The organism is Bacillus sp. PK3-067 (assembly GCF_056738645.1).
Genome location: NZ_CP096490.1, coordinates 842,986 through 868,022 on the forward strand (window position 1 = coordinate 842,986; position 25,037 = coordinate 868,022).

General features: G+C 35.1%; 24 protein-coding genes, 1 pseudogene and 1 riboswitch. Of the genes and pseudogenes, 17 read left to right on the plus strand and 8 right to left on the minus strand.

Translation table 11 applies throughout. The annotated features are described in order from the left end of the window. Positions 1-112: 112 nt before the first annotated feature. On the plus strand, positions 113-607 hold the full coding sequence (locus M1D73_RS04395; RefSeq protein WP_000446097.1) for an Lrp/AsnC family transcriptional regulator: 495 nt from the start codon (positions 113-115) through the stop codon (positions 605-607). A 128-nt stretch (positions 608-735) separates the two neighbouring features. Beyond that, positions 736-1,191, plus strand: coding sequence for an N-acetyltransferase (locus M1D73_RS04400; protein ID WP_000686663.1), 456 nt, complete (start codon positions 736-738; stop codon positions 1,189-1,191). Between the two features lie 80 nt (positions 1,192-1,271). On the opposite strand, the gene M1D73_RS04405 is transcribed toward M1D73_RS04400, so the two are convergent. Continuing rightward, positions 1,272-2,042, minus strand: a complete 771-nt coding sequence (locus tag M1D73_RS04405) for an SDR family NAD(P)-dependent oxidoreductase (protein WP_071740644.1) — start codon at positions 2,040-2,042, stop codon at positions 1,272-1,274. Between the two features lie 134 nt (positions 2,043-2,176). Here M1D73_RS04405 and M1D73_RS04410 point away from each other — a divergent pair, with 134 nt between their 5' ends. The 5 genes from M1D73_RS04410 to M1D73_RS04430 all read left to right on the plus strand — a co-directional run bounded on the left by M1D73_RS04410 (position 2,177) and on the right by M1D73_RS04430 (position 5,755). Then, the gene (locus M1D73_RS04410; RefSeq protein ID WP_000288068.1) at positions 2,177-2,536 is read left to right on the plus strand and encodes a MerR family transcriptional regulator; all 360 of its coding nucleotides are present in this window, start codon (positions 2,177-2,179) and stop codon (positions 2,534-2,536) included. 412 nt (positions 2,537-2,948) lie between these two features. Then, entirely contained in the window at positions 2,949-3,293 is a 345-nt protein-coding gene (locus M1D73_RS04415) for a DMT family transporter (RefSeq protein WP_000796022.1), read from the plus strand. Between the two features lie 2 nt (positions 3,294-3,295). Next, positions 3,296-3,610, plus strand: a complete 315-nt coding sequence (locus M1D73_RS04420; protein ID WP_000539671.1) for a DMT family transporter — start codon at positions 3,296-3,298, stop codon at positions 3,608-3,610. Positions 3,611-3,761: 151 nt separating this feature from the next. Beyond that, positions 3,762-4,340: a TetR/AcrR family transcriptional regulator gene (locus tag M1D73_RS04425; RefSeq protein WP_002025356.1), complete on the plus strand. Its 579-nt coding sequence runs from the start codon at positions 3,762-3,764 to the stop codon at positions 4,338-4,340. A gap of 212 nt (positions 4,341-4,552) precedes the next feature. Then, complete coding sequence (locus M1D73_RS04430; protein ID WP_000742953.1) at positions 4,553-5,755, plus strand: MFS transporter; 1,203 nt, start codon at positions 4,553-4,555, stop codon at positions 5,753-5,755. 33 nt (positions 5,756-5,788) lie between these two features. On the opposite strand, the gene M1D73_RS04435 is transcribed toward M1D73_RS04430, so the two are convergent. Continuing rightward, positions 5,789-6,127 (minus strand): winged helix-turn-helix transcriptional regulator, encoded by a 339-nt coding sequence (locus M1D73_RS04435; RefSeq protein WP_000065115.1) that lies wholly within the window; start codon positions 6,125-6,127, stop codon positions 5,789-5,791. A 168-nt stretch (positions 6,128-6,295) separates the two neighbouring features. Between M1D73_RS04435 and M1D73_RS04440 the strand changes: the two genes are divergently transcribed. From M1D73_RS04440 to M1D73_RS04465, 6 genes and pseudogenes are all read left to right on the plus strand, one after another. Next, positions 6,296-6,835: an ester cyclase gene (locus tag M1D73_RS04440; RefSeq protein WP_000511569.1), complete on the plus strand. Its 540-nt coding sequence runs from the start codon at positions 6,296-6,298 to the stop codon at positions 6,833-6,835. Positions 6,836-6,858: 23 nt separating this feature from the next. After that, positions 6,859-7,407 carry an NAD(P)H-dependent oxidoreductase gene (locus tag M1D73_RS04445; RefSeq protein ID WP_000789195.1) on the plus strand — a complete coding sequence of 183 codons (549 nt, stop codon included), beginning with the start codon at positions 6,859-6,861 and terminating at the stop codon, positions 7,405-7,407. Between the two features lie 492 nt (positions 7,408-7,899). Then, entirely contained in the window at positions 7,900-8,805 is a 906-nt protein-coding gene (locus tag M1D73_RS04450; protein ID WP_000761417.1) for an ABC transporter ATP-binding protein, read from the plus strand. A gap of 2 nt (positions 8,806-8,807) precedes the next feature. Then, positions 8,808-9,533, plus strand: coding sequence for an ABC transporter permease (locus tag M1D73_RS04455; RefSeq protein ID WP_001159640.1), 726 nt, complete (start codon positions 8,808-8,810; stop codon positions 9,531-9,533). Between the two features lie 15 nt (positions 9,534-9,548). Continuing rightward, positions 9,549-10,262 carry an ABC-2 family transporter permease gene (locus M1D73_RS04460; protein ID WP_000511803.1) on the plus strand — a complete coding sequence of 238 codons (714 nt, stop codon included), beginning with the start codon at positions 9,549-9,551 and terminating at the stop codon, positions 10,260-10,262. 6 nt (positions 10,263-10,268) lie between these two features. After that, positions 10,269-10,484 (plus strand): annotated as a pseudogene (locus M1D73_RS04465) (MDR family MFS transporter); the annotation flags it as partial. A gap of 51 nt (positions 10,485-10,535) precedes the next feature. Here M1D73_RS04465 and M1D73_RS04470 read toward each other — a convergent pair. From M1D73_RS04470 to M1D73_RS04490, 5 genes are all read right to left on the minus strand, one after another. Beyond that, positions 10,536-10,739 carry a hypothetical protein gene (locus tag M1D73_RS04470; protein ID WP_001063856.1) on the minus strand — a complete coding sequence of 68 codons (204 nt, stop codon included), beginning with the start codon at positions 10,737-10,739 and terminating at the stop codon, positions 10,536-10,538. A 310-nt stretch (positions 10,740-11,049) separates the two neighbouring features. After that, positions 11,050-11,565 carry a type 1 glutamine amidotransferase domain-containing protein gene (locus M1D73_RS04475; RefSeq protein WP_121868513.1) on the minus strand — a complete coding sequence of 172 codons (516 nt, stop codon included), beginning with the start codon at positions 11,563-11,565 and terminating at the stop codon, positions 11,050-11,052. A gap of 23 nt (positions 11,566-11,588) precedes the next feature. Further along, the gene (locus M1D73_RS04480) at positions 11,589-13,586 is read right to left on the minus strand and encodes a catalase (RefSeq protein ID WP_001035773.1); all 1,998 of its coding nucleotides are present in this window, start codon (positions 13,584-13,586) and stop codon (positions 11,589-11,591) included. A 274-nt stretch (positions 13,587-13,860) separates the two neighbouring features. Continuing rightward, a complete protein-coding gene (locus M1D73_RS04485) occupies positions 13,861-15,060 on the minus strand; it encodes an ABC transporter permease (protein ID WP_071740647.1) in 1,200 nt (399 codons plus the stop codon). Between the two features lie 60 nt (positions 15,061-15,120). Continuing rightward, complete coding sequence (locus tag M1D73_RS04490) at positions 15,121-16,545, minus strand: amino acid permease (protein WP_001186301.1); 1,425 nt, start codon at positions 16,543-16,545, stop codon at positions 15,121-15,123. A 147-nt stretch (positions 16,546-16,692) separates the two neighbouring features. Next, positions 16,693-16,874, minus strand: a riboswitch (Lysine riboswitch). Positions 16,875-17,075: 201 nt separating this feature from the next. Between M1D73_RS04490 and racE the strand changes: the two genes are divergently transcribed. Continuing rightward, a complete protein-coding gene (racE, locus tag M1D73_RS04495; RefSeq protein ID WP_025687296.1) occupies positions 17,076-17,906 on the plus strand; it encodes a glutamate racemase in 831 nt (276 codons plus the stop codon). A 110-nt stretch (positions 17,907-18,016) separates the two neighbouring features. After that, positions 18,017-19,102, plus strand: coding sequence for a DUF3626 domain-containing protein (locus M1D73_RS04500; protein WP_000423678.1), 1,086 nt, complete (start codon positions 18,017-18,019; stop codon positions 19,100-19,102). Positions 19,103-19,180: 78 nt separating this feature from the next. Here the strand turns inward: M1D73_RS04500 and gapN are convergent, their stop codons facing one another. Beyond that, entirely contained in the window at positions 19,181-20,620 is a 1,440-nt protein-coding gene (gene gapN / locus M1D73_RS04505; protein ID WP_000213636.1) for an NADP-dependent glyceraldehyde-3-phosphate dehydrogenase, read from the minus strand. 596 nt (positions 20,621-21,216) lie between these two features. Between gapN and M1D73_RS04510 the strand changes: the two genes are divergently transcribed. Continuing rightward, the gene (locus M1D73_RS04510) at positions 21,217-22,977 is read left to right on the plus strand and encodes an ABC transporter ATP-binding protein (RefSeq protein ID WP_000953783.1); all 1,761 of its coding nucleotides are present in this window, start codon (positions 21,217-21,219) and stop codon (positions 22,975-22,977) included. Beyond that, the gene (locus M1D73_RS04515) at positions 22,974-24,974 is read left to right on the plus strand and encodes an ABC transporter ATP-binding protein (RefSeq protein WP_121868512.1); all 2,001 of its coding nucleotides are present in this window, start codon (positions 22,974-22,976) and stop codon (positions 24,972-24,974) included. The genes M1D73_RS04510 and M1D73_RS04515 overlap by 4 nt, the downstream gene beginning before the upstream one ends. Positions 24,975-25,037: the final 63 nt, after the last annotated feature.

The following is a 25,037-nucleotide window of genomic DNA, read 5'->3' on the forward strand; positions in this document are numbered from 1 at the left end:
ACTCGATAAAATATTTAGTTGCGAATGATATTTACGGAATGATATTCAGTTTTTTGTAAGGTATAAGGTGTTTTTTCGAATAATCATCGGTAAGAAAAAAGGGGGAATTGTAATGGAGTCGTCTGTTATTAAAGTGTTGGATGATTTGGATGTACAAATTTTAGATATATTGCAGAAGGAGTCACAAGTAAGTAATGCAGAGCTGGCACGTCGCGTTAATTTATCACCGGCTGCGATGCATGCAAGAATAAAAAGATTGGATGGGGAAGGTTTCATCGATAAGCAAGTTGCGATTTTAAATCAAGAAAAGCTTGGGTTTGATTTATTATGTTTTATTTTTATGAGTACGAATATTCATCAATTTGACAAGTTGGAAGTGTTGGAGAAAGAATTAGAATCGATGCCGGAAGTGTTAGAATGTCACTGTTTAACAGGAGAGTACGATTATTTATTAAAGGTTGCAAATCGTGATCGTAAAGAACTAGAGCAGTTTATTAGAAAGTTGAATAAGCTTGGTATTACAAGGATACAGACAAGTTTAGCACTTCGTGAAATTAAATATTCGACGGTATTGCCGATACGAAATGAGGAACCGAGCATCGATTAGATTGCTTGGTTTTTGTTTGTATAAATTGATTGACGAGGAGAAAAGAGAGATGTATTATTATATAAAATTATGAATTAAAATTCATTTTAAGTTATAAATATTAATATTGAGGGGCAAGGGGATGTAATATGAAAATCTGTAATGCAGTGACGAGTGATGTGAAAGAAATTTATAGTCTTATTGAGGTTTATGCAAAAGAGGGAGTTGTTTTACCACGTTCTCTTTTGTCTCTTTATCAATATTTGCAATGTTTATATGTTATGAAAGAAGATGAGAGAATTGTTGGAGTTGCTGGATTGCATGTATTAGGAGAAGATCTTGCAGAAATACGATCGTTAGTAGTTTCGCATACATATGCAGGGAAAGGGATAGGGCGTATGCTTGTAAATCATGTAATGGAGGAAGCTACGAAAATAAATGTAAGAAGAGTAATTTCCTTAACATATGAAACAGTATTTTTTCAAAAGTGTGGATTTGATTTTATAAATAAAGAAGCGTTGCCAGAGAAAGTATGGATTGATTGTAGACATTGTCCAAAGGTGGATTATTGTGATGAAGTGGCGATGGTGCGGTATGTTGGATGAAAATTTTATAGAGAAAAAGTTCCCACTATTATTTACATATATAGTGGGAACATATATTTCCATAAGAAATGGACAGGTTATTAAGAATTTGAATTCTTTTGTCTCACGGCAAAATTATAAAGTGGATCTTTAAGTTCATAGTTATACGTTAAACCGTCGACAATTCCTACAACTTTATCATTATCATAAAGGTCGAGCATAAATTGTGCCATTTGTTTTGCAGTGTGGAATTTTGGTACAACATTATCATATTGGAATTCATCAATATCAAATGAACGCTTCGCAAATTCTGTTTCAGTTGCAGCAGGAGCTAAAACTTTTGCTTGCAGTTTTGCGCCTTGTTCTTTCAGTTCGTGAGACAGCCCTTCTGTAAATGCACTTACATAGAATTTCGTAGCGCAATACGTAACAGCATCAGCAACAATTGTGTATCCGCCGCCCGATGAAATGTTAATAAGCTGTGTTCCATCAATCATTGAATAATCTCGAACGAAAAGAGAAGAGAGTATTGTTAGTGCTTCTATATTGACATGCAACATCGTCTCTATTTTATTTAAATTTTGTTCAGCAATTGAGGCGAAATTACCAAAACCTGCGTTGTTAATCCACGTTTCAATTTGAAAAGCTTGTAGGCTTTCATAAAGTTTATAAACATCTTCAGTCACAGATAAATCAGTTTTTCGAATGACAACATCCAACTCAGGATGCATTTCGTTAATTTTCAATTTTAATCCGTTTAATTCTTCTTGTCTTCGAGCTACAAGTACTAAATTTTTTCCGCGAGATGCAAATGCTAAAGCTGCTGCATAACCAATTCCGGAACTTGCGCCAGTAATAACCGTGTATTTCATATAAAATCCCCCTAAATTCAAATTCATTTATGGTTAGATTGTATTTGTTAGAGTATACTCTAAGTCAAACGTTTTTTATAAATTTGATACGGTTATAAAATATATGAGGGTAAGCATGTGAAGGGAGTTTTAGTATGTACACAATTAGCGAGGTAGCAAAATTATTAGGCGTGAGCACACATACACTACGTTATTATGAAAAGGAAAATATATTAATTGCAAATCGTGATACAAATGGAAATCGACTTTACGAAGAGTCACATATAAAGTGGTTGCAGTTTGTAATGAAATTAAAACAAACGCAAATGCCAATAGCGAAAATAAGAGAATACGCTAGATTATATACAGAAGGGGAGCATACAACAGAAGCTCGTTTACAGCTCCTAGAAGATCATAGGAAATCTATTCAGATTCAAAGAGAAAACTTAGAGGTTACAGAGAAGATGCTTGAGAATAAAATTAGTGCATACAAAAACTTATTGGAAAATAAATAGATGGTTGTTATGTGATGAAAAATGGATTTGATCTATGAGTATTTCATCATAAGTGTGCGGACAAATAAAAAAGAGCAGCTAGCAAAAGCTAACTGCTCCATTCAAGGGATCTCTCCAAGGGGGAGTGGAGAAAATATTATGTTACTAGCAGTATTGACAGATTATTGAGAAATATACAAATCAGATGAAAGAAATTTTAAATAAACTTTCGGCATTGACAGTTTTTAAAATGTTCATGTACAATATATATGAATGACATTCAGTCATTTTTATGTGCCAGGATGCAGTTAGCTTAGAAGTGGAACAAATACAATGGTAAATGAGGATGATAGTTGTTTTTATATAGTATTGATGAAAGAGTATATTTTTTTAAAACAAAATGACTGATAGTCAGTCATAAGAGGTGAGAGGTATGAAAAATAGAGCTTGGTTATATGTCATATTAACATGTATCTTTGAAATTTTTTGGGTGTTTGGTTTTAATACGGCTAATACTTGGTGGCATTGGATTATTATTTTAGGAGTTATCGCTGTTGATTTTCACTTCCTTTCTAAAGCGTGTGAACATCTTGCAACAGGGACTGTATATGCTGTTTTCGCCGGAGCTGGTACGGTAGGTACTTTCTTAATGGATGTATTTCTTTTCGGCGGAAGTTTCAGTGTAGGGAAGTTATTTTTTATCGTGATGGTTGTAGCTGGCGTTATCGGTTTAAAGCTAGCTGATAATAAAGAAGAAACTGTGGAAGGAGCTGCTTAAAAATGGGTTGGTTTTTCGTATTTTGTGCTGCAATTAGTGAAATAGTCGGTGTGATAGGACTTAAAATGTATAGTAAAGATAAGACATTAGCCAATGGTGCGATTTATATCGGTGGGTTTGCTACATCCTTCGCATTTTTGTATACTTCCTTCTTATTTTTACAAGTAAGTGTCGCATATGCGGTTTGGATTGGTATCGGAACAGCAGGTGCAGTTTTGTTAAACATGTTCTTGTTTGGTGAGTCGAAAAGTAAAGCGCGTATCATTAGTGTGTTTCTTATTGTATGTGGAGTGACAGGATTAAAGGCACTTTCTTAAAGATATATTGCATTTTTATCTCCTAATTGTTTATTAGGAGATTTTATTATAAAAAAATGAGTTCCTCTTAGAGTTCACTATCATTGACAGTACAATCGATTATCTTATAAAATGAGTGACAGTCATTCAATATGCGTGTGAAAGGGTTTAGATGATGAATAAAAAAGAGAAAATTGTCTATGCAGCTATTGAAGTGTTTCAGGAAAAGGGCGTCGAAAAAACGAAGATTTCTGATATCGTGAAATTAGCTGGCATTGCGCAAGGAACTTTCTATTTATATTTTCCTTCTAAGCTATCTGTTATGCCTGCAATAGCAGAAGTGATGGTTGAAAAGATGATACTTGCAGTGAAAGAAAAAGTACAAAAAGATGTACCTTTTTCAAATAAAGTGGCACAAGTAATCGATGCGGTGTTTCACTTTATAGAGGAATACCGTGAAATACAAGCTTTAATGTATGCAGGTCTTGCATCTACTGAACATATAAAAGAGTGGGAAGCTGTGTATGAGCCTCTTTATATGTGGTTAAGCGAATTTTTAAGTGAGGCGAAAGAAGCCGGTGAAATTCGTGATTCGGTTCACGCAGAGCGAACAGCGAAGTTATTTATCGCTCTTGTTGAATCAGCAGCGGAACAAGTTTATTTATATGATCATAAAGATGATGAGCAAGTGGATTTGCAAAAGGCAGAAGTACTAGATTTTTTAACACATGCACTACATATAAAGAAGTAGTAAGATGAACCTGTCTGAAAAGGTAGGTTCATTTTTGAGGAAAACTGAATGATAGTCATTCACCTAATACTTATGTATGTGTAGAAGGATAGAGTGAAATTCTAATGAGTGGAGGCATCCTCACTCATTACTAGCCCGCAAAGAGCAGGATAAAGAAAAAGCTTCTTGGGTATTATTTTTTGAGAGGAACTTATGGGAAGAGGTGTTAAAAAGTGAAGAAACCGATAAAAGAACAAAAGATGGTATTGGTTATTCTTTTGAGTAATATATTTATCGCTTTTTTAGGGATTGGATTAATCATTCCGGTTATGCCGTCCTTTATGAATGATATGCATTTAACAGGGAAGACGATGGGATATCTCGTTGCAGTGTTTGCAATGGCACAGCTCATTACTTCACCTATTACAGGCCGATGGGTTGATCTTTACGGTAGGAAGAAAATGATAATCATTGGATTATTTATTTTTGGTGTTTCAGAGCTTCTTTTTGGATTAGGAAAAGATGTGTGGATGCTTTATGTGGCAAGGGTATTAGGCGGAATTAGTGCTGCTTTTATTATGCCTGGTGTTACGGCATATGTTGCGGATATTACATCTATTCAGGAACGTCCAAAGGCGATGGGATACTTATCTGCGGCTATTAGTACTGGATTCATTATAGGGCCTGGAATCGGCGGATTTATTGCAGAATACGGTATACGTGTGCCGTTTTTCGTTGCAGCAGCAATTGCTTTTATAGCATGTGTGATTTCAATCTTTATTTTAAAAGAACCGTTAACGAAAGAAGAACTTGCAGAGATTTCTTCTAATACGAAAGAATCAAGTTTTATTGGTGATTTAAAGAAATCATTACATCCAATGTATGCAATTGCATTTATTATCGTATTTGTACTCGCATTCGGATTATCGGCGTATGAAACTGTGTTTAGCTTATTCTCAGATCATAAATTTGGTTTCTCGCCGAAAGATATTGCAGCAATTATTACAATCAGTTCAATCTTTGGGGTAGTTGTGCAAGTATTTATGTTTGGCAAATTGGTAGACATGTTCGGTGAGAAAGTATTAATTCAAATATGTTTAATTGTAGGTGCAGTATTAGCATTCGTCTCAACTGTAGTCTTTAATTATTGGATTGTACTTCTCGTTACTTGCTTCATTTTCTTAGCATTTGATTTACTTCGTCCAGCTTTAACGACGTTTTTATCAAAAGCAGCTGGAAAAGAGCAAGGATTCGTTGCTGGAATGAACTCGACTTATACGAGTTTAGGAAATATCGCAGGACCAGCGATGGGCGGAATATTATTTGATATGAATATTCATTATCCATATGCATTTTCAGGAGTTGTTTTAATAGTTGGTCTCGGCATTACATTTATGTGGAGAGAGAAACAGTTGGCTGAGAGTTTTGCGAAGTAATAAAACCCCTTACGACGGTAAGGGGTTTTTGTTTTATAAACTTAATCCAAACCGTTTTAATTCAATAAAAATCCCCTCTAATTGCTTTCCTTTATCCGTTAATGTGTACTCTACACGAGGCGGAACTTCTGGATATACTTTTCTCGTTATAATGCCTTGAGATTCTAATTCCTTTAGTCGAAGCGATAATGTTTTTGGACTAATCCCATCCATTGATTTTTGTAAATCACTAAAGCGTAATGTTCCTTCGATAAGAAGATCACGAATGATTAAAAATGTCCATTTTGTACTAATTACATCAAGCGTTTTAGCGATAGGACAAGGTATGCCAGGTAAACCTTTCGTTAATTCAACTGGATCTATATTGCTCATGGAACTAGCCTCCATAAAATTTTTTTAGATGAATTTGCTTTATAGTATCACAAAACTATACTTTTGGTAACTATATGAAAAAAATATCACTACTTCCATAAAGGAAGTTAGTGCATATACAATAGCAATACGAAACAAAAGGATTTATATAAGGAGGTGGTGATTTCCATGGGGATAAAAAAGTTACTTGGATTTCTTAGTTTGTTTGTTATTTGTATTGTGCTTGTAGCATGCGGCGCGGAACAAAAAGGTGAAGTTCAGTTATTAAAAGAAATGCCAAGGCCAAAAGCAATGACAATTGATCCCTCACTAAGTAAAAAAGAAGCGACAGAAATGGTTCATGCGGCGCAGCGTTTTTATGCATTTTGGGATACAGGTAAGGAGGAACTTATTCCGCAGACTGTTACTGAAAAATTTTTCGATAATACATTGCCGAAAGGGCGACCACAAGGCATTGAAGGATTAAAGTTTGCAGCGCAAAATTTTCGTAAAGTTGTGCCTGATATACATTGTGAGATTGAAGACTTATTAGTTGTTGGTGATAAAGTAACAGCCCGTCTTTCTTTTACAGGAACGCATAATGGTAAGAAAATTAATTTTTTTGCAATTGATATTTTACATGTGAAAGACGGAAAGATAACGGAAGATTGGCATTTAGAAGATAATCTTACACTACAGCAGCAACTCGGCTTAATAGCCGAAGAGTAGATCATATAGGGGAGAGAAAAACGATGAAAAATATATTTATTATAAATGGACATGAAAAATACGGTACAAAGGAAGGACGATTAAATAGAACGTTAGTAGATTATATGGTTACTGTATTAGGCGAGAATTATCATGTGAAAACAACAACGATTCAAGATGGTTACAATATTAAAGAAGAACAAGATAAGTTTTTATGGGCCGATGTTGTTATTTATCAAACACCGATTTATTGGTTTAGTGTACCGGGCTTATTTAAAACGTATATGGATGAAGTATATGAATACGGTTTGTTCTTTAAAGGTGCAGATGAATATGGAACAGGTGGTTTATTAAAAGAGAAAGAGTATATGTTCTCTACAACTTGGAATGCACCTGAAAAAGCATTTGGAGATAAGACGAAGTTCTTTGAAGGAGAAAGTTTAGAATCAGCGCTTAGTCATTTACACCGCGTGCAAAAGTTTCTCGGTATGAGTCCGTTAAAGAGTTTTGCTTGTTATGATGTGGTGAAGAATCCGGATATTGAGAAGTTTTTAGTAGACGTGAAGAATCATTTGGAAGAAGTCATTCAATAATAGTTTACATCCCTGCACATTTGTGTGGGGATATTTTTTTACGAGAATTAAATTTTAACTTTAGTATTATTTTGAAAAGTAGCACTTGAATTTTAGATAGTTAAATAATAACTAATACTTCATTTCAAAAGTCGAATGATTTTGTTGTTTTTGTATTTTCTGTAAATACACCTTTTTTAAAATTTTATTTAATGATATATTATTTTTAGATGATAATGTGGTAAAAAAATGAATATATAACAGTATTTTCAAAAAAAAGTTATTGAACATATGCTCGTCATACCGTCCACTAAAATTAGTATCACTTATGACGAAAATAATTTAGAGCGTGAAGATAGAGTTTATGAACTTATTGATAAAAAATTAGAACAAAGAGGAATATTTTCTAAGTCTAAATTGCAAACATTGGGTAAAGGGTAAATATACTATCTAATAGATCAAGAATTTGATAGATACTTACTTTTATTTAAGAATGAGAAAGTGAGGAACAAAATGAAATTAGCAATTCAAACAAAAAATTTAACAAAGTCTTTTGACAATCAATCCATTGTAAGGGATTTAAACTTATCTGTTCCTGAAGGAAGTTTATATGCTTTTATTGGACCAAATGGTGCAGGAAAAACAACAACAATGCGAATGTTATTAGGATTAATTCCATTAGATAAAGGAACGATATTATTTAATGATAAAGATATCAAAGAATGGAAAGAAGAATTATTTGAAAATGTGGGGTGTTTTATTGATTCACCTACCTATTATCCTAATTTAACAGCATATGAAAATTTAGCCTATGTACAAAAAATGATTAATGAACCTTTAGATGAAATAGATAGAGTATTAAAAACTACAGGAATATATAAAGCAAAGGATAAAAAAGTGAAAGATTTTTCTTTAGGAATGAAACAAAGGCTAGGTATTTCCTTTGCTATTCTTAATAATCCTAAAATATTAATTCTGGATGAGCCGACAAATGGATTAGACCCAGAGGGAGTACACGAGATTAGACGTTTATTACTTCATTTAGTAAAAAATGAGGGGAAGACTATATTTATTTCTAGTCATAATTTAGCTGAAATTGAAATGATAGCAGATCACATAGCATTACTACATAAGGGTGGCTTACTCTATGAAGGGAAGTTAAACAGTATTATTACTTCTGGAGAATATATTGTTCATGTTGATGATACTGCTGCCACAGAAAGGGTTTTAAATACAGAGGGTATGCCTTATAGCATAGAAAAAGAAGGGGTATTCAAAGTAATAATAAATCAAGATAGTGTTCCTAGTTTAACAAGAATATTAATTAAAAATGATATAGATATTTTTGAAGTTAGTCCTAAAAAGCCAACATTAGAGGAAGTATTTTTATCTTTAACTAAACAAAAGGAGTTACTATAATAATGCAATTTATCTTTAAAAGTGTAAATAGTGAGATGAGGAAAATTGGTGGGAGAAAATTATTATTATTTTCTTTGTTTTTTTCATTATTATCAAGCTTTTTGTGTATAAGTTATTTTATTTTTAACAAGAATAATCCTGACATGTTTCAATCTACAAATCTTATAGCAATTACAGTAAACTTTAATACACTAACATTAAGCATTTTTTCTGCTTGTATGTGGTATTTTATCATTTCTTCTGAAAATAAATATGGTACTTGGGCTATTATTTATACAAAACCCATTTCAAAATTTAAGTTATTGATAGCTAAAAATATATTGTTTATACTGTTCTATTTGATCTTTGATATTTTAAATTTTTTGGTAATAGGTATCTATGCTTTTATAAATGGTTATGAAATATCCATACTGTATTTTTTAAAAATGTTGATACTTTGTACCGTTTTATCTTTAGCAATACCATATTCTCAATTGCTTTTACATTTAATAATAAAAAAGGGAGTCTTAGCGGCATCCTTGTCAGTTATTTGGATTTTCTTTAGCGTAACATATGGATTATTCCCTGCAATATTCACAAAGACATTTCCAATATTTTATGCATTGAATATAGTAAGTGACATAATGATTAAAAAAACAACTATTTTAATATATCTTGCAAGTTCTTTAATATATATTTTAGGAATTATGTTATTAACTGTGAATTTTAAATATTATACATATGAATAATAAAGGGTGAAATAAGTGGGTATATTAGGTGAGTATAAAAAAAGTCTTCATAATGGATTGTATATCCTGTTACTAGTATTTTTGTTGATACCAATAAGTTTTCAAGTTTTTCTAACTGTAGCGTCTCAATTAAAAGATGGCGTTGTCATGCATATAGCGATTCTGAGCCTTTTTTGTAGGTTGTTTTTACCTATTGCGATAGGTCTATTAGTGTCGTTTTCTTTTGTAAACGAATTTAGAAGAAAAGGATATATGTCTGCTATTTATCATGGAATCACTTTAAAAACTATATTAAGTAATAAGTTTTTGTTTTGCTTAATAATTACTTTTAGTTATTTAATATGTGCTTTAGTCATAACTAGTATACCTATAGTATTAACGGTTGATAATCTTGGGACTGTTTATCAAAGATTAATTTTTTCTATACTTTTTATGGTGATTAGTTCTTTAACTATTGTGAATCTACATTTTTTAATAAATATAATATTTTATAAAATCCCGTTACTTTCATTATTAGTAGGGGTTATAGGCGGATTGGGTAGCTTTTTTATCTCTCATACAAACTATTGGATACTATTCCCTTGGTCATATCCAATTATGAGTCTTTATTTTGAAAGCATTGAAATAAAACAATTGTCTATTGTTCTAGTTGTATATTTATTATCATTAATGATTTGCATATTTATGTTGTCAACTTTCTATAATAAAAAAACAATGAGATGGAATTAAATTTACAATGAGGCAAGGGGTTCTTATATGGCGATTAACGGGATGGTCTTTCAAGTTGCAAAAATGAACGGGGCATTAGATGTTATGCTAGGTTCATTTATTGCATCTTGGGGCATGAGTGCTCTGTACTTTATCGTTGGTATGAGCAGTATTTTATTATTTATGAAGGCGATAGGGAAAGAGAAGTATGAGGATGAGAGAAATGTTTCTCAAATTGGATGAAACTATATAAAAGCGAACCAGTTATACTGGGACTCGCTTTTTATATAATTTTTAGAACGGATCAACTTCAGCTAAATCAGGGTTAGCATTCGGATTTGTTAATAAGGTTTTCAGCTCACCTACTTCTGAGAGAGCAACGAGGATATAACCACTAATAAGAACGATGAGTCCAATGACCCGTAATGTTTGCAGTGTAATATCACGGCTATTGTTTTCGGAGTTGTCTTGGGGCGGAGAAGGTGGATTATTGTTCATAGTTAGGCTCCCATCTTTTGTATTTATATATGTGCGAAATCATTATTTAACTTATGGATAGGAATTATATAGTCATTTTCACTATATGAGAACTGCCTATGAAAAGTGATAAGGAATTTTTGGGCGAGAAAAGGTGGGGATCCAAAAGATTATTAAAACTGAACTTTTGGATTCCCCTCTTTTTATTTATCTTGCTGTTTGTGGTGGTCGGATTGCCTGTAAACGACCAGTTGGTGAGGGCTAATTAATCAGTGGGGGATGAATAAAACCCCACTGATTAACTATTTTCATGTAAATAAAAGGAGGTTAGTTATCCTAATATACGCAACGATTCTTCAATAAACGCTGGGATGTCCTCTGGCTGTCTACTTGTTACTAGCTGATTTTGACATACGACAACCTCTTTGTCATGAAAGTTCCCGCCGGCATTTTTCAAATCAACTTCAATAGATTTATATCCAGTGACATCACGTCCTTCAAGTGTTTGTGCAGTGATGAGTAGCTGAGGTCCGTGACAAATAGCGAAAACAGGTTTTTCCGTATCCATAAATGCTTTACTAAAGCGAACAAAACGTTCATCTGCACGAAGTATATCTGGAGAAAATCCACCCGGTATGAAGAGGGCATCAAAGTTCTCTGGAGAAACATCATCAATACTTTTATCAATTACGACTTCACTTTTTCCTTGCTTACCGTGTACTGTTTTCCCTTTTTCCATTTCAATAGTTGTTAATTCATATTCCTTTTGATTAAAAGCTGCTACTGGCTCTGTGTATTCTGTGTCCTCGAAATAATCCGTTATTAAAATAGCAATTTTTTTACTCATTCTAATCCGCTCCTTATATTATATTATCGGTTCCAGAATCTTCCTTGGGCAATGCCTTCTATAAATGATTCAATTGAAGTGTTTGTTAAGTTGTAAACTCCTGCTCCATCCAGTTTAATCTTACTATTGTCCAAAGCATGAGGATTACTAAGGATATGAGCTATCGGTTTAAAATGTTTAAAAGTAGTTTCTGTAAATTCTAAAACAGGGGGGTGAATGACAGACTCACTACTAAACACTAATACTGCATCAAAAAGCGAAGAGTCTGTTGTTGTATAAGTATCAGTTACTTTAATGGAATCATTGAAATGATAAATTTTATTATCTATGATGCTATAGTTCATTCGGTGCTGTGCAAAAGCTTGAATCCATTCGGACAGAAGGGAGACGCTTGGGTCACCATTTAATAGAATTGCGACATTTTTAGAATCAGATTTAAAAATAGTATTGGACATACTTAGTGCAGGTGATTTTGCATCTGAATTTACTTCGTGATTTTCTTTAGGTAAAGGAGCTCCAACAATGTTAGCGACTTCTTGTGCTAATTGACGATCGACGTGGTTTAGGAGAGCAATTACATTTGCCTTCACCATGTCTGATTTACACTTCCCAACTTCAAAGCAAAAAGCTTCTTTTATGTGCTGCTTTTCAATAGGGCTCATACTATTGTAGAAAAGTTTAGCCTGAGAATAAAAGTTAAGAAAGCTTTTACTACGACCTCTAATTTTATGCCCATCAATCTTTTCTTGATAATGTTCATATCCTCCTTGTTCGGCTTGGACGGTTGCAGGTTGATTGTTATTTAATCCGTTAGGATGATAGCTTGTTTGACCGCGATGAATCTGCATTTGATGCATACCATCACGTTGATTATTATGAAAAGGACATACGGGTTGATTGATAGGGATTTGATGGAAATTAGGGCCCCCTAAACGAGATAATTGTGTATCTGTATAGGAGAATAATCTTCCTTGCAGAAGAGGGTCATTTGAAAAATCAATACCTGGTACGACATGACCAGGGTGAAAAGCTACCTGCTCTGTTTCAGCAAAGAAGTTATCAACATTTTTGTTCAATGTCATTTTACCAACTAATTTTACGGGAACTTCTTCTTCTGGCCATAATTTCGTTGGATCTAAAATATCAAAATCAAATTTATGTTCATCTTCTTCTGGAATTAACTGTAATCCAAGCTCCCATTCAGGATAATCCCCTTTTTCAATTGCTTCGTATAAATCTTGACGATGAAAATCAGGATTTTTCCCAGCAATCCTTTGAGCTTCATCCCATACTAATGAATGAACCCCAAGGGTAGGTTTCCAGTGAAACTTTACGAAATGGGCTTTTCCTGCTGTGTTAATGAGTCGAAATGTGTGAACTCCAAAACCTTCCATCATTCGTAAACTACGCGGAATAGCTCGGTCGCTCATTTGCCACATGACCATATGAGTGGACTCAGGATTATGCGCAACAAAGTCCCAAAAGGTATCATGAGCGCTAGCTCCTTGAGGAATATCATTATGTGGTTCTGGTTTAACTGCATGGACAAAATCAGGAAATTTAATAGCATCTTGGATAAAGAATACGGGCATATTATTACCCACTAAATCATAGTTTCCTTCATCTGTATAAAATTTTGTGGCGAATCCGCGTACATCTCTTACTGTGTCGTTGGATCCTTTAGAACCTTGAACGGTTGAGAACCGTACAAATACAGGTGTTTTCTTTGAAGGATTAGTAAGAAAATCTGCTTTCGTATATGCTTCTAACGATTCATAAAGCTGAAAATAACCATGAGCGCCAACTCCGCGTGCATGAACAATCCTTTCAGGAATTCGTTCATGATCAAAGTGGGTCATTTTCTCGCGAAAGTGGAAATCCTCCATTAAGGTTGGGCCTCTTAAGCCCATCTTTAAAGAAAATTCATCCTCGGCTATTTTTACTCCTTGGTTTGTTGTTAAAGCATGTTTGCGTTGATTATCCGTAACATGGTGCTTCAATTGCTCCATTTTTTTATTCACAATATAGGCCCCTCCTTTACTTTGTTAATTTAATAGATACCCTTTTTATTAGGACGTAAACATGTATTATGATTTTTGTATGTAAAAATCATAATTAAAACCTAAAACATGAAGGGGAAGAAAGGGAGTTTGTATAGCACTCTAAGCTTAAGAAAAACAGGAGTAACATACCTAAAGTTTTTAATTAAGTATGAACGATAGGTTTAACATTAAAAAATAAAAAGGCCAAGGAGATCATTTATTTTCTCCTTGGCTTTTAAGATAATTCTTTTCGTTAAAACGAAGAAATGCGTTGCTTCGTTTTTGGTACAATAATAAATTTGATCCAAAGTAACCCGATAATCATAATGATAAGGCTATGTAAAAATTGACCTGTAGCAATGAGTATAACAATTGAAAATACAACAAGTTGAATGCTTAGCAATATAAAGATTAAGTGAAGAAATTGATTCATTCGCTTTTCAGTATCAATTGGATATAATGCTACAATAATATTTCCCGAAAAATATTTCCACAGGGAACGGAGCTGCATAGAAATCATATATAGGACGATATATGCGATAGCGCCTTTTACGTATATGTTTGGTATAAAATATAAGGCGAAGGCACCGATCAATCCTAAGCGAATATATATACCGAAATAATCATTTCCACGTAAAAATGCTAATGTATGTAAATAGAAGAAAGTTGCTCGTTTTTTATGTAATAAAGGTTCAATCCAATTTGTAAGCCATTTTCTTTTATTTACTTGTTTATTCAGTTGCGGAACATCTGTGAAAATGCTAGCAAATTGATAAAAACGAACGTTCATTTTTTCTTCTTGCTCGATTATGTAATCCCACGGTATTCGTTTTGTAGGCTGTTTTTTCGTATATAGAAGTAGGAAAGCAAGTAGTAAGAGTAGTCCGCCCAATATGAGAACATTTGCGGAATAAAACAGCATGTAAATGATTAGGGCGTTACAAGTAATACGAATGATTAGCCATATATTTTTTTCGTGACTATCACGCCACATCCAATGTATGTACATGTTCCAGGCTTTCGTAATCATTAACACGATAAAGATTGTACATAAAAAAGGTACAGTTAATTGCAATGATTGCATAGCAAGTGGAACGAGAATAAGGAACGTAAATAACAATGGGAAAAGCTGCATGATGTAATTGTATAGAAGAGATTTTTTAAAATAAGATGTTAATTTCTCTTCTAGTGCTAGTAAATAGACAGCATCAGGTTTTTGAATAAATGTACGGATAGGGCATCTCGTTATAATGAATGTAAGTACAATCGTTATAATTATTAAAGATATTCCTTTAGAAGGAGATGCTTTTAGAAACTGAGCATAATAATATGCACCAACGCATGAAATAAAGATAAAGCTATATAGTAAACCGTTAATCATACGTGCAAAGTATGTAATGATATTTTGAATATGTTGTTGGAAGCGACTGCTCCATAGCGATTCGATTGACATGTTTTTCACCTCTTTGTTCTATTATATATGTTTTACAAAAGAAAAAACGAGCAAATTGCGTTATGCAACTTGCCCGTTTTTCTTTTCGTTATTTTTTTTCTGATCACGATTCATTAATGGATAGAAAGCAAATCCGATTACGAATAAACCAATTCCGAGAAGGAACGTTTTTATATCGGATGCGCCCGTTTTAATAACCCATAGTGCGTAGCAAAGTGCGATAACTGCGACTATGCCATCTGTAATTCTTGCCCGCATTTCATTTTTATATGTTTCACCAGTTGCGACTAGTTTTAACTGGAAGATTGGTGAAACGAGATATGGAATGAGGTAGGCCAGTGTTGATACGGTAATAACGAATGTATAAGCTTCCGCAATGGTTCCTGATAATGTTGAGAATAGGAATACTTGCGACATAATGTTTGTTAATCGTAATGAGTAAATTGGACTTCCTTTTTTATTTGTTTTCGTGAAGAAGGAAGGGAAGAAACCTTCTTTTGCTGCTTGATAAGGTACTTCTGAGCTTAATAAAATCCAGCCTAAGATAGAACCGAACAGGGAAGTAAGAGCAAGTAATGCCATCAGTTTCCCGCCGCCATGACCCATTGCAGCGTTTAGTGCATCTGCTAATGGACGTTCAGAAGCTTGTAATTTATCAACGTGAAGTACACCCATTGTTAAAATTGTAATTCCTAAGTAGATGGCAACTGTAATAAGTAATCCCGCAACTGTTGCGCGTTTTACCGTTTTTGGAGAAACAGCACGGTTTGATAAAAGAACGGCTGATTCAATTCCGATAAACGCCCAAAGTGTTGTAAGAGCAGCTAAATTCACTTGTGAAAGAAGACCGTGTGATGCCCCTGATTTATCAATCATCGGTGTGTACCATTGTCCAAATTTAGAAGCTTCGAATGCAAATAACGTAACGACGATGAATAAAAGGAATCCAGTTACTTTCGTTGTTGTTGCTAAGAAGTTTAGTTTTCCAGCTCCGCTTACACCGTTTGTTAATATAATATGAGTTCCCCAAAGTAAGATGGAACAAATCGTAAATGTAATTAGTTTTCCGACTTCTACGTTAAACGAACCGATTGAAAATAGTAGTCGCGTATCTTTCATAATTGGGAAGAAGAGTGATAAATATCCCGCAAATGATGTAATGATGGCAACGTTACTTGCCCAGTTTGCAACCCAATATCCCCATACCATACTGAAACCAGCCATTTTTTTCTTTTTTGGTGTTGAGAATAAAGCATATGCATGACTTTGTGGCCCTGTCGTTAAATCAGGACGACGAATTGCTAAATTACCGAAAACAAGAGCTAGCATTAAAACACCAAACCCTGTAGTTAACCAAGCTAAAGTGACACCGAGTGGGCTTGCTGTTTGTGCCAACGTACTTGGCACCATGAAAATACCAGCGCCAACCATGTTACCGACAACGAAAGCTGTTAGTACCCAAAAGCCCCATTTTTTTTGTTGCATAGAAAATACCTCCAAAGTTAGTATAACCAAGTCAAGCGAGGAGATATGTATGTCTTCCTGAGTTAGGAAGAGAAGTCCCAAACAAAACAAAAAAAGCATGTAATTTGCCGCTACATGCTTTCTATCTTATAAGAAACCCACGACATACCTCTCGATAGCTCTCCACAAACGAAACGTTTGTGACAGTTCTGCACTTATTAAATGCAGACCCAGCAAGCGTGCATGGTGGACACGACTTACTTCGGCAACCATTCCTTTCTCATTCCTTCATCAATGCCACTACATCTCCTGAAATGATACTCTTAATGATTGCAACCTCTACCTCACCGAGATACGAATGAGGATTTAAATATTAAATTAACGTCTTTAAGAGTAACAAATGAATTTTTATACGTCAATGGATATAGTAATAATCAGATTATAGAGAAGAGTTTGTGATTAAAAGTAAGAGGGGTTGTTATGTGATATTTGAATTTTCGTAATATAATACATATTATTAGCGCTAGATGATTGAAAAGGGGATGAAGTAAATGTCTGTATGTCATAAACATTCAGTAATAGGTGTGCTAGATTCGGGAGTTGGGGGATTAACAGTTGCGAGCGAAATTATAAGACAATTGCCTAAAGAAAGCATTTATTATATTGGTGATAATAAGCGTTGCCCGTATGGACCAAGAAGTGTAGAGGAGGTGCAATCTTTCGTATTTGAAATGGTTGAGTTCCTCAAACAGTTTCCATTAAAAGCGCTAGTCGTAGCATGTAATACTGCTGCAGCTGCTGCATTGACTGAGCTGCAAGAAGCACTTTCCATTCCAGTTATTGGCGTTATACATCCAGGAGCAAGAGCGGCAATTAAAGTAACAAAGAAAGGGGAAATCGGGGTAATTGGAACTGTAGGTACGATAAAATCTAATATGTATGAAAAAGCATTACACGAGCTGGATACATATTTGGAAGTGCATAGCTATGCTTGCCCGACTTTAGCCACAGTTGTAGAAAATCAATTAGAAGATACAGCATATGTCACGCAGCAAGTGAAACAAGCTTTACTTCCATTAACGAAAGAAGATATAGATACGTTAATTCTTGGATGTACGCATTATCCACTTTTAGAGTCCTATATAAAAAAGGAACTAGGAGAAGATATAACGATTATTAGTTCTGCAGAAGAAACGGCGATAGAGTTAAGCACCATTTTACAGCACAAAGGAATTTTGTCTGACAATCTGAATCCGAAACATCGTTTTTTTACAACGGGATCTGTTTTATCATTTGAACATATTGCTGAGCGATGGCTAGGGTATCAAATTTCTGTAGAATGTGTACATTTGCCTATGAAAAATGCGTGTATGCATAATTAAGATTTAGTAAATTACGTTTTTAAATAAATGAGGTTCGTTTCATAAGAAGGAAAGAATAAGCTTTTAATTGAAATGATTAAGGTCATTTTAATTAAAGGAGAGGTTTGATTATGGAATTATCAAGATCTCAATTATTTGCTTTAGAGTATATTTCAAAATATGCAGAGAACGAAAAACGTGAGGCTAAAGCAACGATTAATCATATACTTAAAATGTCAAATATTACAGATGAAATATTTGAAGAGGCTGTCGCTAATTTAAAATCTCACGCAAGGATTGCTTTACACTTTCATCCAGACAGACTAGATTCGAGTAAGAAAAGTGTTGCTGAAGCACTATTTGAGCAAGGAGTATATAAAAGTCAGTTTGAAACATTGCTATCTAATGGAAGCGTATCTGCTTATCCTGGTGGTGAACGTGACCTTTGGGAAAAGAGAATATTTGGAGGGGCATATCAATTAGAAGGCGTAACGAATGATCAACGTCCAAAATACGGAGCGCTAAATTTAATGTTACATCCAGATGGGCCAGCTCCGCGTTTTGGTTCCTGTTATTTTCTCTTATCTCCAAAAGTTTCTTCGCGTTCTACATATACATATTTAGATTCGCATCAAGATCCGAAAGAAAAGGGGACTTATGAGGAGTTTGATATGATTTTAGCTGCTCTTTTGGAAGAGACATTCGTAAGAGATTTTGCAATTGGTGAAGGAAATTTGACTCCAACAATATTAATTAATCATTTACTGGCTAATCTGAAAGGGCCGTTTATAGATGTAGTAAGCAAAGAGCCAGCCCGTAATCTTAATCATTATATTGAAGCGCAGATTCATGGAGAGATTTCTCTAAAAGAAGACGTGGAAGCGCTTGTTGCAGATCCTTCATTTAAGGGTACGGATGTAGGAAGAGTTTTAGAAGAAATTTGCCTGAAGTATGCTATTGATTTGTATTGGCACATCGGTTTTGTACTTGCGGTAGACGAAGTTCCGATGGATTTTAGAGGTTCAAAAATGCCATCTTTAGCAAGACGCATTGCACGGAATCATTGTATCGATGCAAATATAATTGGCTCTGCTGTAGTGGATTTGAAGTGCAATCCATTATCTTGGAGTGATCGTGGAACTTATGAAGAAGTGCTTCAGGAATTAAAATTATTATGGCATGTTTTAGTTCGATTTGGAAAACCAAATCGGAAGTAGAATGAAATACTTCGTTTTTGGAAGTATTTATATAGAAAAGAAGCTGATCTATTTATAGATCAGCTTCTTTTTATAAGATTAAACTAAGTTTAATACAGTTACTTTTTCACGTGTCATAGACTCAAGGCTCTTACGAATACCTTGTGCGCCCATACCTGAACCTTTTACACCGATGAATGGGAAGTGGTCAGGGCCGCGCTCTGTGCGTCCGTTAATTTGAACAGAACCAGTTTCGATTTTGTTAGCAATTGCAAATGCTTTGTTAATGTCTTTAGTGAAGACACTTGCTTGCAGACCGAACTCTGATTTGTTAGCAATTTCAATTGCTTGTTCATCTGAAGAAACACGGATGATTGGAAGGATTGGGCCGAATGGCTCTTCCCAAGCAACTTTCATCTCTTCTGTTACGTGATCGATTAATGTTGGGTAAATTAAGTTACGCTCACGTTTGTTACCGATAACGATTGTAGCACCTTTTTCTACAGCGTCGTCAACTAAACTTTGAACGAAGTCAGCAGACTTGTCGTCGATTAATGGAACGATTGTGCTATCTTGTTCTGGAGATCCAACTGATAGTTCAGCTACTTGCGCTTTTAATAAGCTAACAAGCTCGTCCGCTACGTTTTCGTGTACAAGTACACGTTTAATAGCTGTACAACGTTGACCAGAGTAAGAGAATGCACCGCTTACGATATGGTTTGCAGCATCTTGTAAGTCAGCATCTTCACGAACGATACCAGGATCTTTACCACCAAGTTCTAATACAAGTGGAATCATTGAAGCTTTTTTCGCTAAATGTTTACCTGTGTTTGTACCACCTGTGAACGATACCATATTGATGCCTTCGTGTTCTACTAAGTAGTCACCAATTACAGAACCGCGTCCTGTAGCTACGTTTACAAGACCTTTTGGAAGGCCAGCTTTATGAAGTGCTTCAACCATTTTAATACCACTAATTGCACCTTGAGTTGCTGGTTTGAAAATAACAGCGTTACCCATAATTAATGCTGGTGCAAGTTTTGCAGCAGATAAGTTTACTGGGTAGTTAAATGGTGCGATTGCTAATACAACACCAAGTGGTGCGCGTTGGATAATCGCAAGCTTAGATTTTGTACCGCCCGGGAAGCTATCGCCCATCATGCTTTCTCCGTGCATATGTAAAGCTTCTTCGATCGTGTAACGAATGAAGTCAGCTGTACGAACAACTTCTTTCTTCGCATCTTTATATCCTTTACCGACTTCTTTCATAATGATATCGGCAATTTCATCCTGCATATTTACGAGCTCATCAGCCCATTTATATAAGTATTTTGCGCGATCTTGTAGGGAAGCTTCAGCCCATGATTTTTGAGCTTCTTTTGCAGATGCAATTGCTTCATCTACTTCTCCGCGAGTAATTGCTTGTACTTGTCCAATTACTTCGTGTAAGTATGGAGATGGAATTTCGATTGTTTCTCCTGAAGAGCTTTCTCTCCATTCTCCGTTTAAATAAAATTTGTACGTATTGCTAGTTGTCATGATTAGTCCTCCTAAAATAGCAACTTGTAAGAGTGAGTATAAGGTGATTGTAGGGGGTTTGATAACATTTTTCAAATGAAATGTTTGTGAAAACGATTTCTTATTCTTTTTTTATTTTGTATGCCCTTTCTTACAGAACATTCCCTTATTTCAAAATGGTGTATCATATATTTTTATTTAAAGTGTGAAAAAATAATTGACAGAATACTCAATAAAGTTGTAAGATTATAAATGGAAAATAAATGAAAGGGGTGTGCGTAATGATTGTAATCGTAAATGTAATGGGCTTAGCTCTGTTAAATGGCAGAAAACATTCATATCATTACGCAACCCGTACGGATATATAGGGCATCTTTGTCTTATAAGAAGCGTACGTTGCGTATATCGTAACGTACGCTTTTTATGCATTCCTGTGCATATCGTCAAGCGGCGGTATGCTTTTTTTTGTTTATTTTCCCTTGTTTAGTTCCGATAAAAAACTTTGGAAGGTGGAAAAATGTGATGAGATTGTATGGGTTACGAAATGTAAATGTGATAGGTCTGGATAGTGGATAAAGAAATGAGAGGTAAACGAGAACGAGAAGGGAGAGGTTACATTGTTATCAGTATTACTAAAGCTAAAATGGTTTTTTAGGGAGCACTGGAAGAGATATAGTATTGCCATTGGAGCTCTTTTAATTGTGAATATAGTTGAAGTGATTCCCCCGAAAGTGTTAGGGGTTACGATAGATAACATAAAAACAGGAACGTTATCGAACGAAGCTATTATACAGTCTATTCTTATTTTAATAGGGGTTACGATCGTTGGATATGGCCTTACTTTCGTATGGCAACATCAATTGTTTGGCGGTGCATTCGTACTTGAGAAAACGATGCGCTCTAAATTTATGGGGCATTTACTTAAGATGACGCCGACTTTTTATCAAAAAAATCGTACTGGTGATTTAATGGCGAGAGCGACAAATGATTTGAAAGCAATCGCTATGACAGCTGGTTTTGGTATATTAACGCTTGTGGATTCTAGTTTATATATGCTTACGATTGTCTTTATGATGGGGTTTACAATTAGTTGGGAGCTTACATTTGCAGCGCTTATTCCGCTTCCAATTATGGCGTATGCGATGAATATATATGGAAAGAAATTGCATGAAAGATTTACAGTTGCACAAGATGCGTTTGGTGATATGAACGATAAAGTGCTTGAATCAATCGCTGGTGTGCGCGTTATTCGTGCATACGTACAAGAGAATGCAGACGAGGAAAGATTTCATCATTTAGGAGATGACGTCTACGAAAAAAATATGAAGGTAGCAAAGATTGATGCATTATTCCAACCAACTGTGAAAATGCTTGTCGGTCTTAGTTATTTAATCGGCTTAGTGTACGGTGCATACCTTGTGTTCCAGTCAAAGGTGACGCTTGGTGAACTCGTTTCTTTTAACGTGTATTTAGGGATGATGATTTGGCCGATGTTTGCAATTGGGGAATTAATTAATGTTATGCAAAGAGGAAATGCTTCGCTTGACCGTGTGAATGAAACGTTAGCGTATGAGCCAGATGTAAAGAATCCGAAACATCCAAAGCTTGTGCAAGAGCCGGATTATATTCAGTTTGATGATGTGTCTTTCTCATATCCTTCATCAACTGAAGAAAATTTAAAAAAGGTTTCTTTCACATTAAAGCAAGGAGAAACGCTAGGGGTTGTCGGAAAAACAGGAAGCGGGAAAACGACGCTTGTACGTCAGCTTCTTCGCCAATATCCGCTTGGAGATGGAGATATTGCAGTTTCTGATGTGACTTTAGATAAAATGACGAATGAAAATGTACTCGGCTGGATTGGTTATGTACCGCAGGAGCATATTTTGTTCTCAAAAACAGCGCGAGAAAATATTTTATTCGGAAATAGGGAAGCGACTGAAGAAGAACTAGAGAAAGCAATTGAAATTGCTGCGTTTAAAAAGGATTTAGAGTTTTTACCAGAAGGGTTAGAAACGCTCGTTGGAGAGAAAGGTGTTTCTTTATCAGGAGGGCAAAAACAAAGGATCTCGATTGCACGAGCTGTTATTCAAAATCCAGAAATTTTAATTTTGGATGATTCTTTATCAGCTGTAGATGCTCGTACGGAAGCAGCGATCATTGAAAATATAAGAACGGAAAGAAGTGGAAAGACGACGATTATTACGACGCATCGTTTATCTGCAGTGCAACATGCGGATTGGATTCTCGTTATGGATGAAGGCGCAGTTATAGAAGAAGGTACGCATGATCAGCTTATCCAAAAGGGAGGCTGGTATGCTGAGCAGTTTGAAAGACAACAAGGTGAAAGTGAAAGTGCGGATAGTGGGGTGAAAATATGAGCGTTTCAAAACGGTTGTTTCAATACGCGATGAAAGTGAAGGGGACGATTTTTGCTGCGATGTTAATGTTATTTATTTTCGTCATCGCAGAGCTTGCTGGTCCTTTCGTCGCTAAAACGATGATTGACGATCATATCGTCGGGATAGAGAAACCTTGGTATGAAACAGAACAGAGTGAAGATGCTGTTTCGTATAATGGGGCTTTTTATAAGCGAAGTGATCGCTTTGAACAAGGCGAGAAAAAAGGAAAAGAAGTACGCGTAATGCAAGTCGGTTTTCAATATTATTTTGTACCGAATAAAGTAAATGCGGAAGGGTCACGGACTGTAAAAGGGGATATGATTACCGTTCAAAATGGTAAGGCGGTGCAAGTGTATAAAGCGAAAGTATTAACGAAAGAAGAAGTGTTTGCATTTTATAAACCAGAAATAAACCGTCTATTATTACTTGGTGGTGGCTATTTCGCTTTATTAGTAGTCGTGTCATTATTTGCATACGGAAAGCAGTTCTTCTTGCAGAAGGCAGCGAACAAAATTATTCAAATTATGAGGGAAGATGTTTTTTCTCATATTCAAACGTTGCCAATTCGGTACTTTGATCATTTACCGGCGGGGAAAATTGTTTCGCGTGTGACGAATGATACAGAGGCCATTCGTGATTTATATGTAACGGTGCTGGCAACATTCGTTTCTAGTATCATCTATATTATTGGGATATTCGCTGCGTTATTTTTATTAGATGTGAAGCTCGCTTCATTATGTTTATTAATTATCCCAATTTTAATTGTTTGGGCGATTCTTTATAGAAAATATGCGTCTGTATACAATCATAAAATGCGCTCTCGCTTATCTGATATTAACGGAACAGTGAATGAATCCATTCAAGGGATGCCAATTATTCAAGCGTTCCGTCAAGAGCGTGAAACGAAAAAAGAATTTGAAGAATTAAATGGCGATTATTTTAAGTATCAAAATAAAATTTTAAATTTAAATGCAGCAACTTCGCATAACTTAGTAGCCGTATTAAGAAATATCGCTTTCACAGGAGTAATTTGGTATTTCGGCGGTGCGTCATTAAGTGCTACAGGTATTATTTCACTTGGGGTACTGTATGCGTTCGTCGATTATTTAACACGATTATTCTCGCCAATTACGAATATGGTGAACCAGCTTGCAAACTTAGAGCAAGCGCGCGTTGCATCAGAACGTGTCTTTGAATTGTTAGAGGAAAAAGGGGAACCGGTAGAAGAAGAACGTATGCCTCGTTTAAAAGGAAATGTAAAATTTGATAATGTATCATTTTCTTATAATGGAAAAGATGAAGTGTTAAAAAATATTTCTTTTGAAGCGAAACAAGGCGAGACAGTGGCACTTGTCGGTCATACTGGATCAGGAAAAAGTTCTATCATGAATGTACTCTTTCAATTTTATGAGTTTGAAAAAGGAAAGCTTACGATTGATGGTCACGATGTAAAAGAGATGCCGAAACAAGCAACCCGTGAACATATGGGAATCGTACTGCAAGACCCGTTTCTTTTTAGCGGGACGGTCGCTTCCAATGTAAGCTTAGAAAATGAAAAAATTTCAAAAGAGCGTATCATAAAAGCATTGCATGATGTTGGTGCTGAAAGATTTGCGAATAATATAAATGAAGAAATTACAGAAAAGGGAAGTACGCTTTCCACTGGAGAACGTCAGCTTATTTCATTTGCTAGGGCGCTTGCTTTTGATCCAGCTATCTTAATTTTAGATGAAGCAACGTCTAGTATTGATACAGAAACAGAGGCGATGATTCAACAAGCACTAGAAGTTGTAAAAAAAGGAAGAACGACATTTATTATCGCTCACCGCCTTTCAACGATTAAAAGCGCAGATCAAATTATTGTGCTCGATAGAGGAACCATTTTAGAAAAAGGCTCTCATGATGAACTCATGAAAAAGCGGGGGCGTTATTACGATATGTATAAAACGCAAATGGAAGGCAATCAGAGTGCTTAATATGCATGGAGGAGAACTTGTGATTTTCACAAGTTCTTTTTTATTGATGAACATGTCGACTCT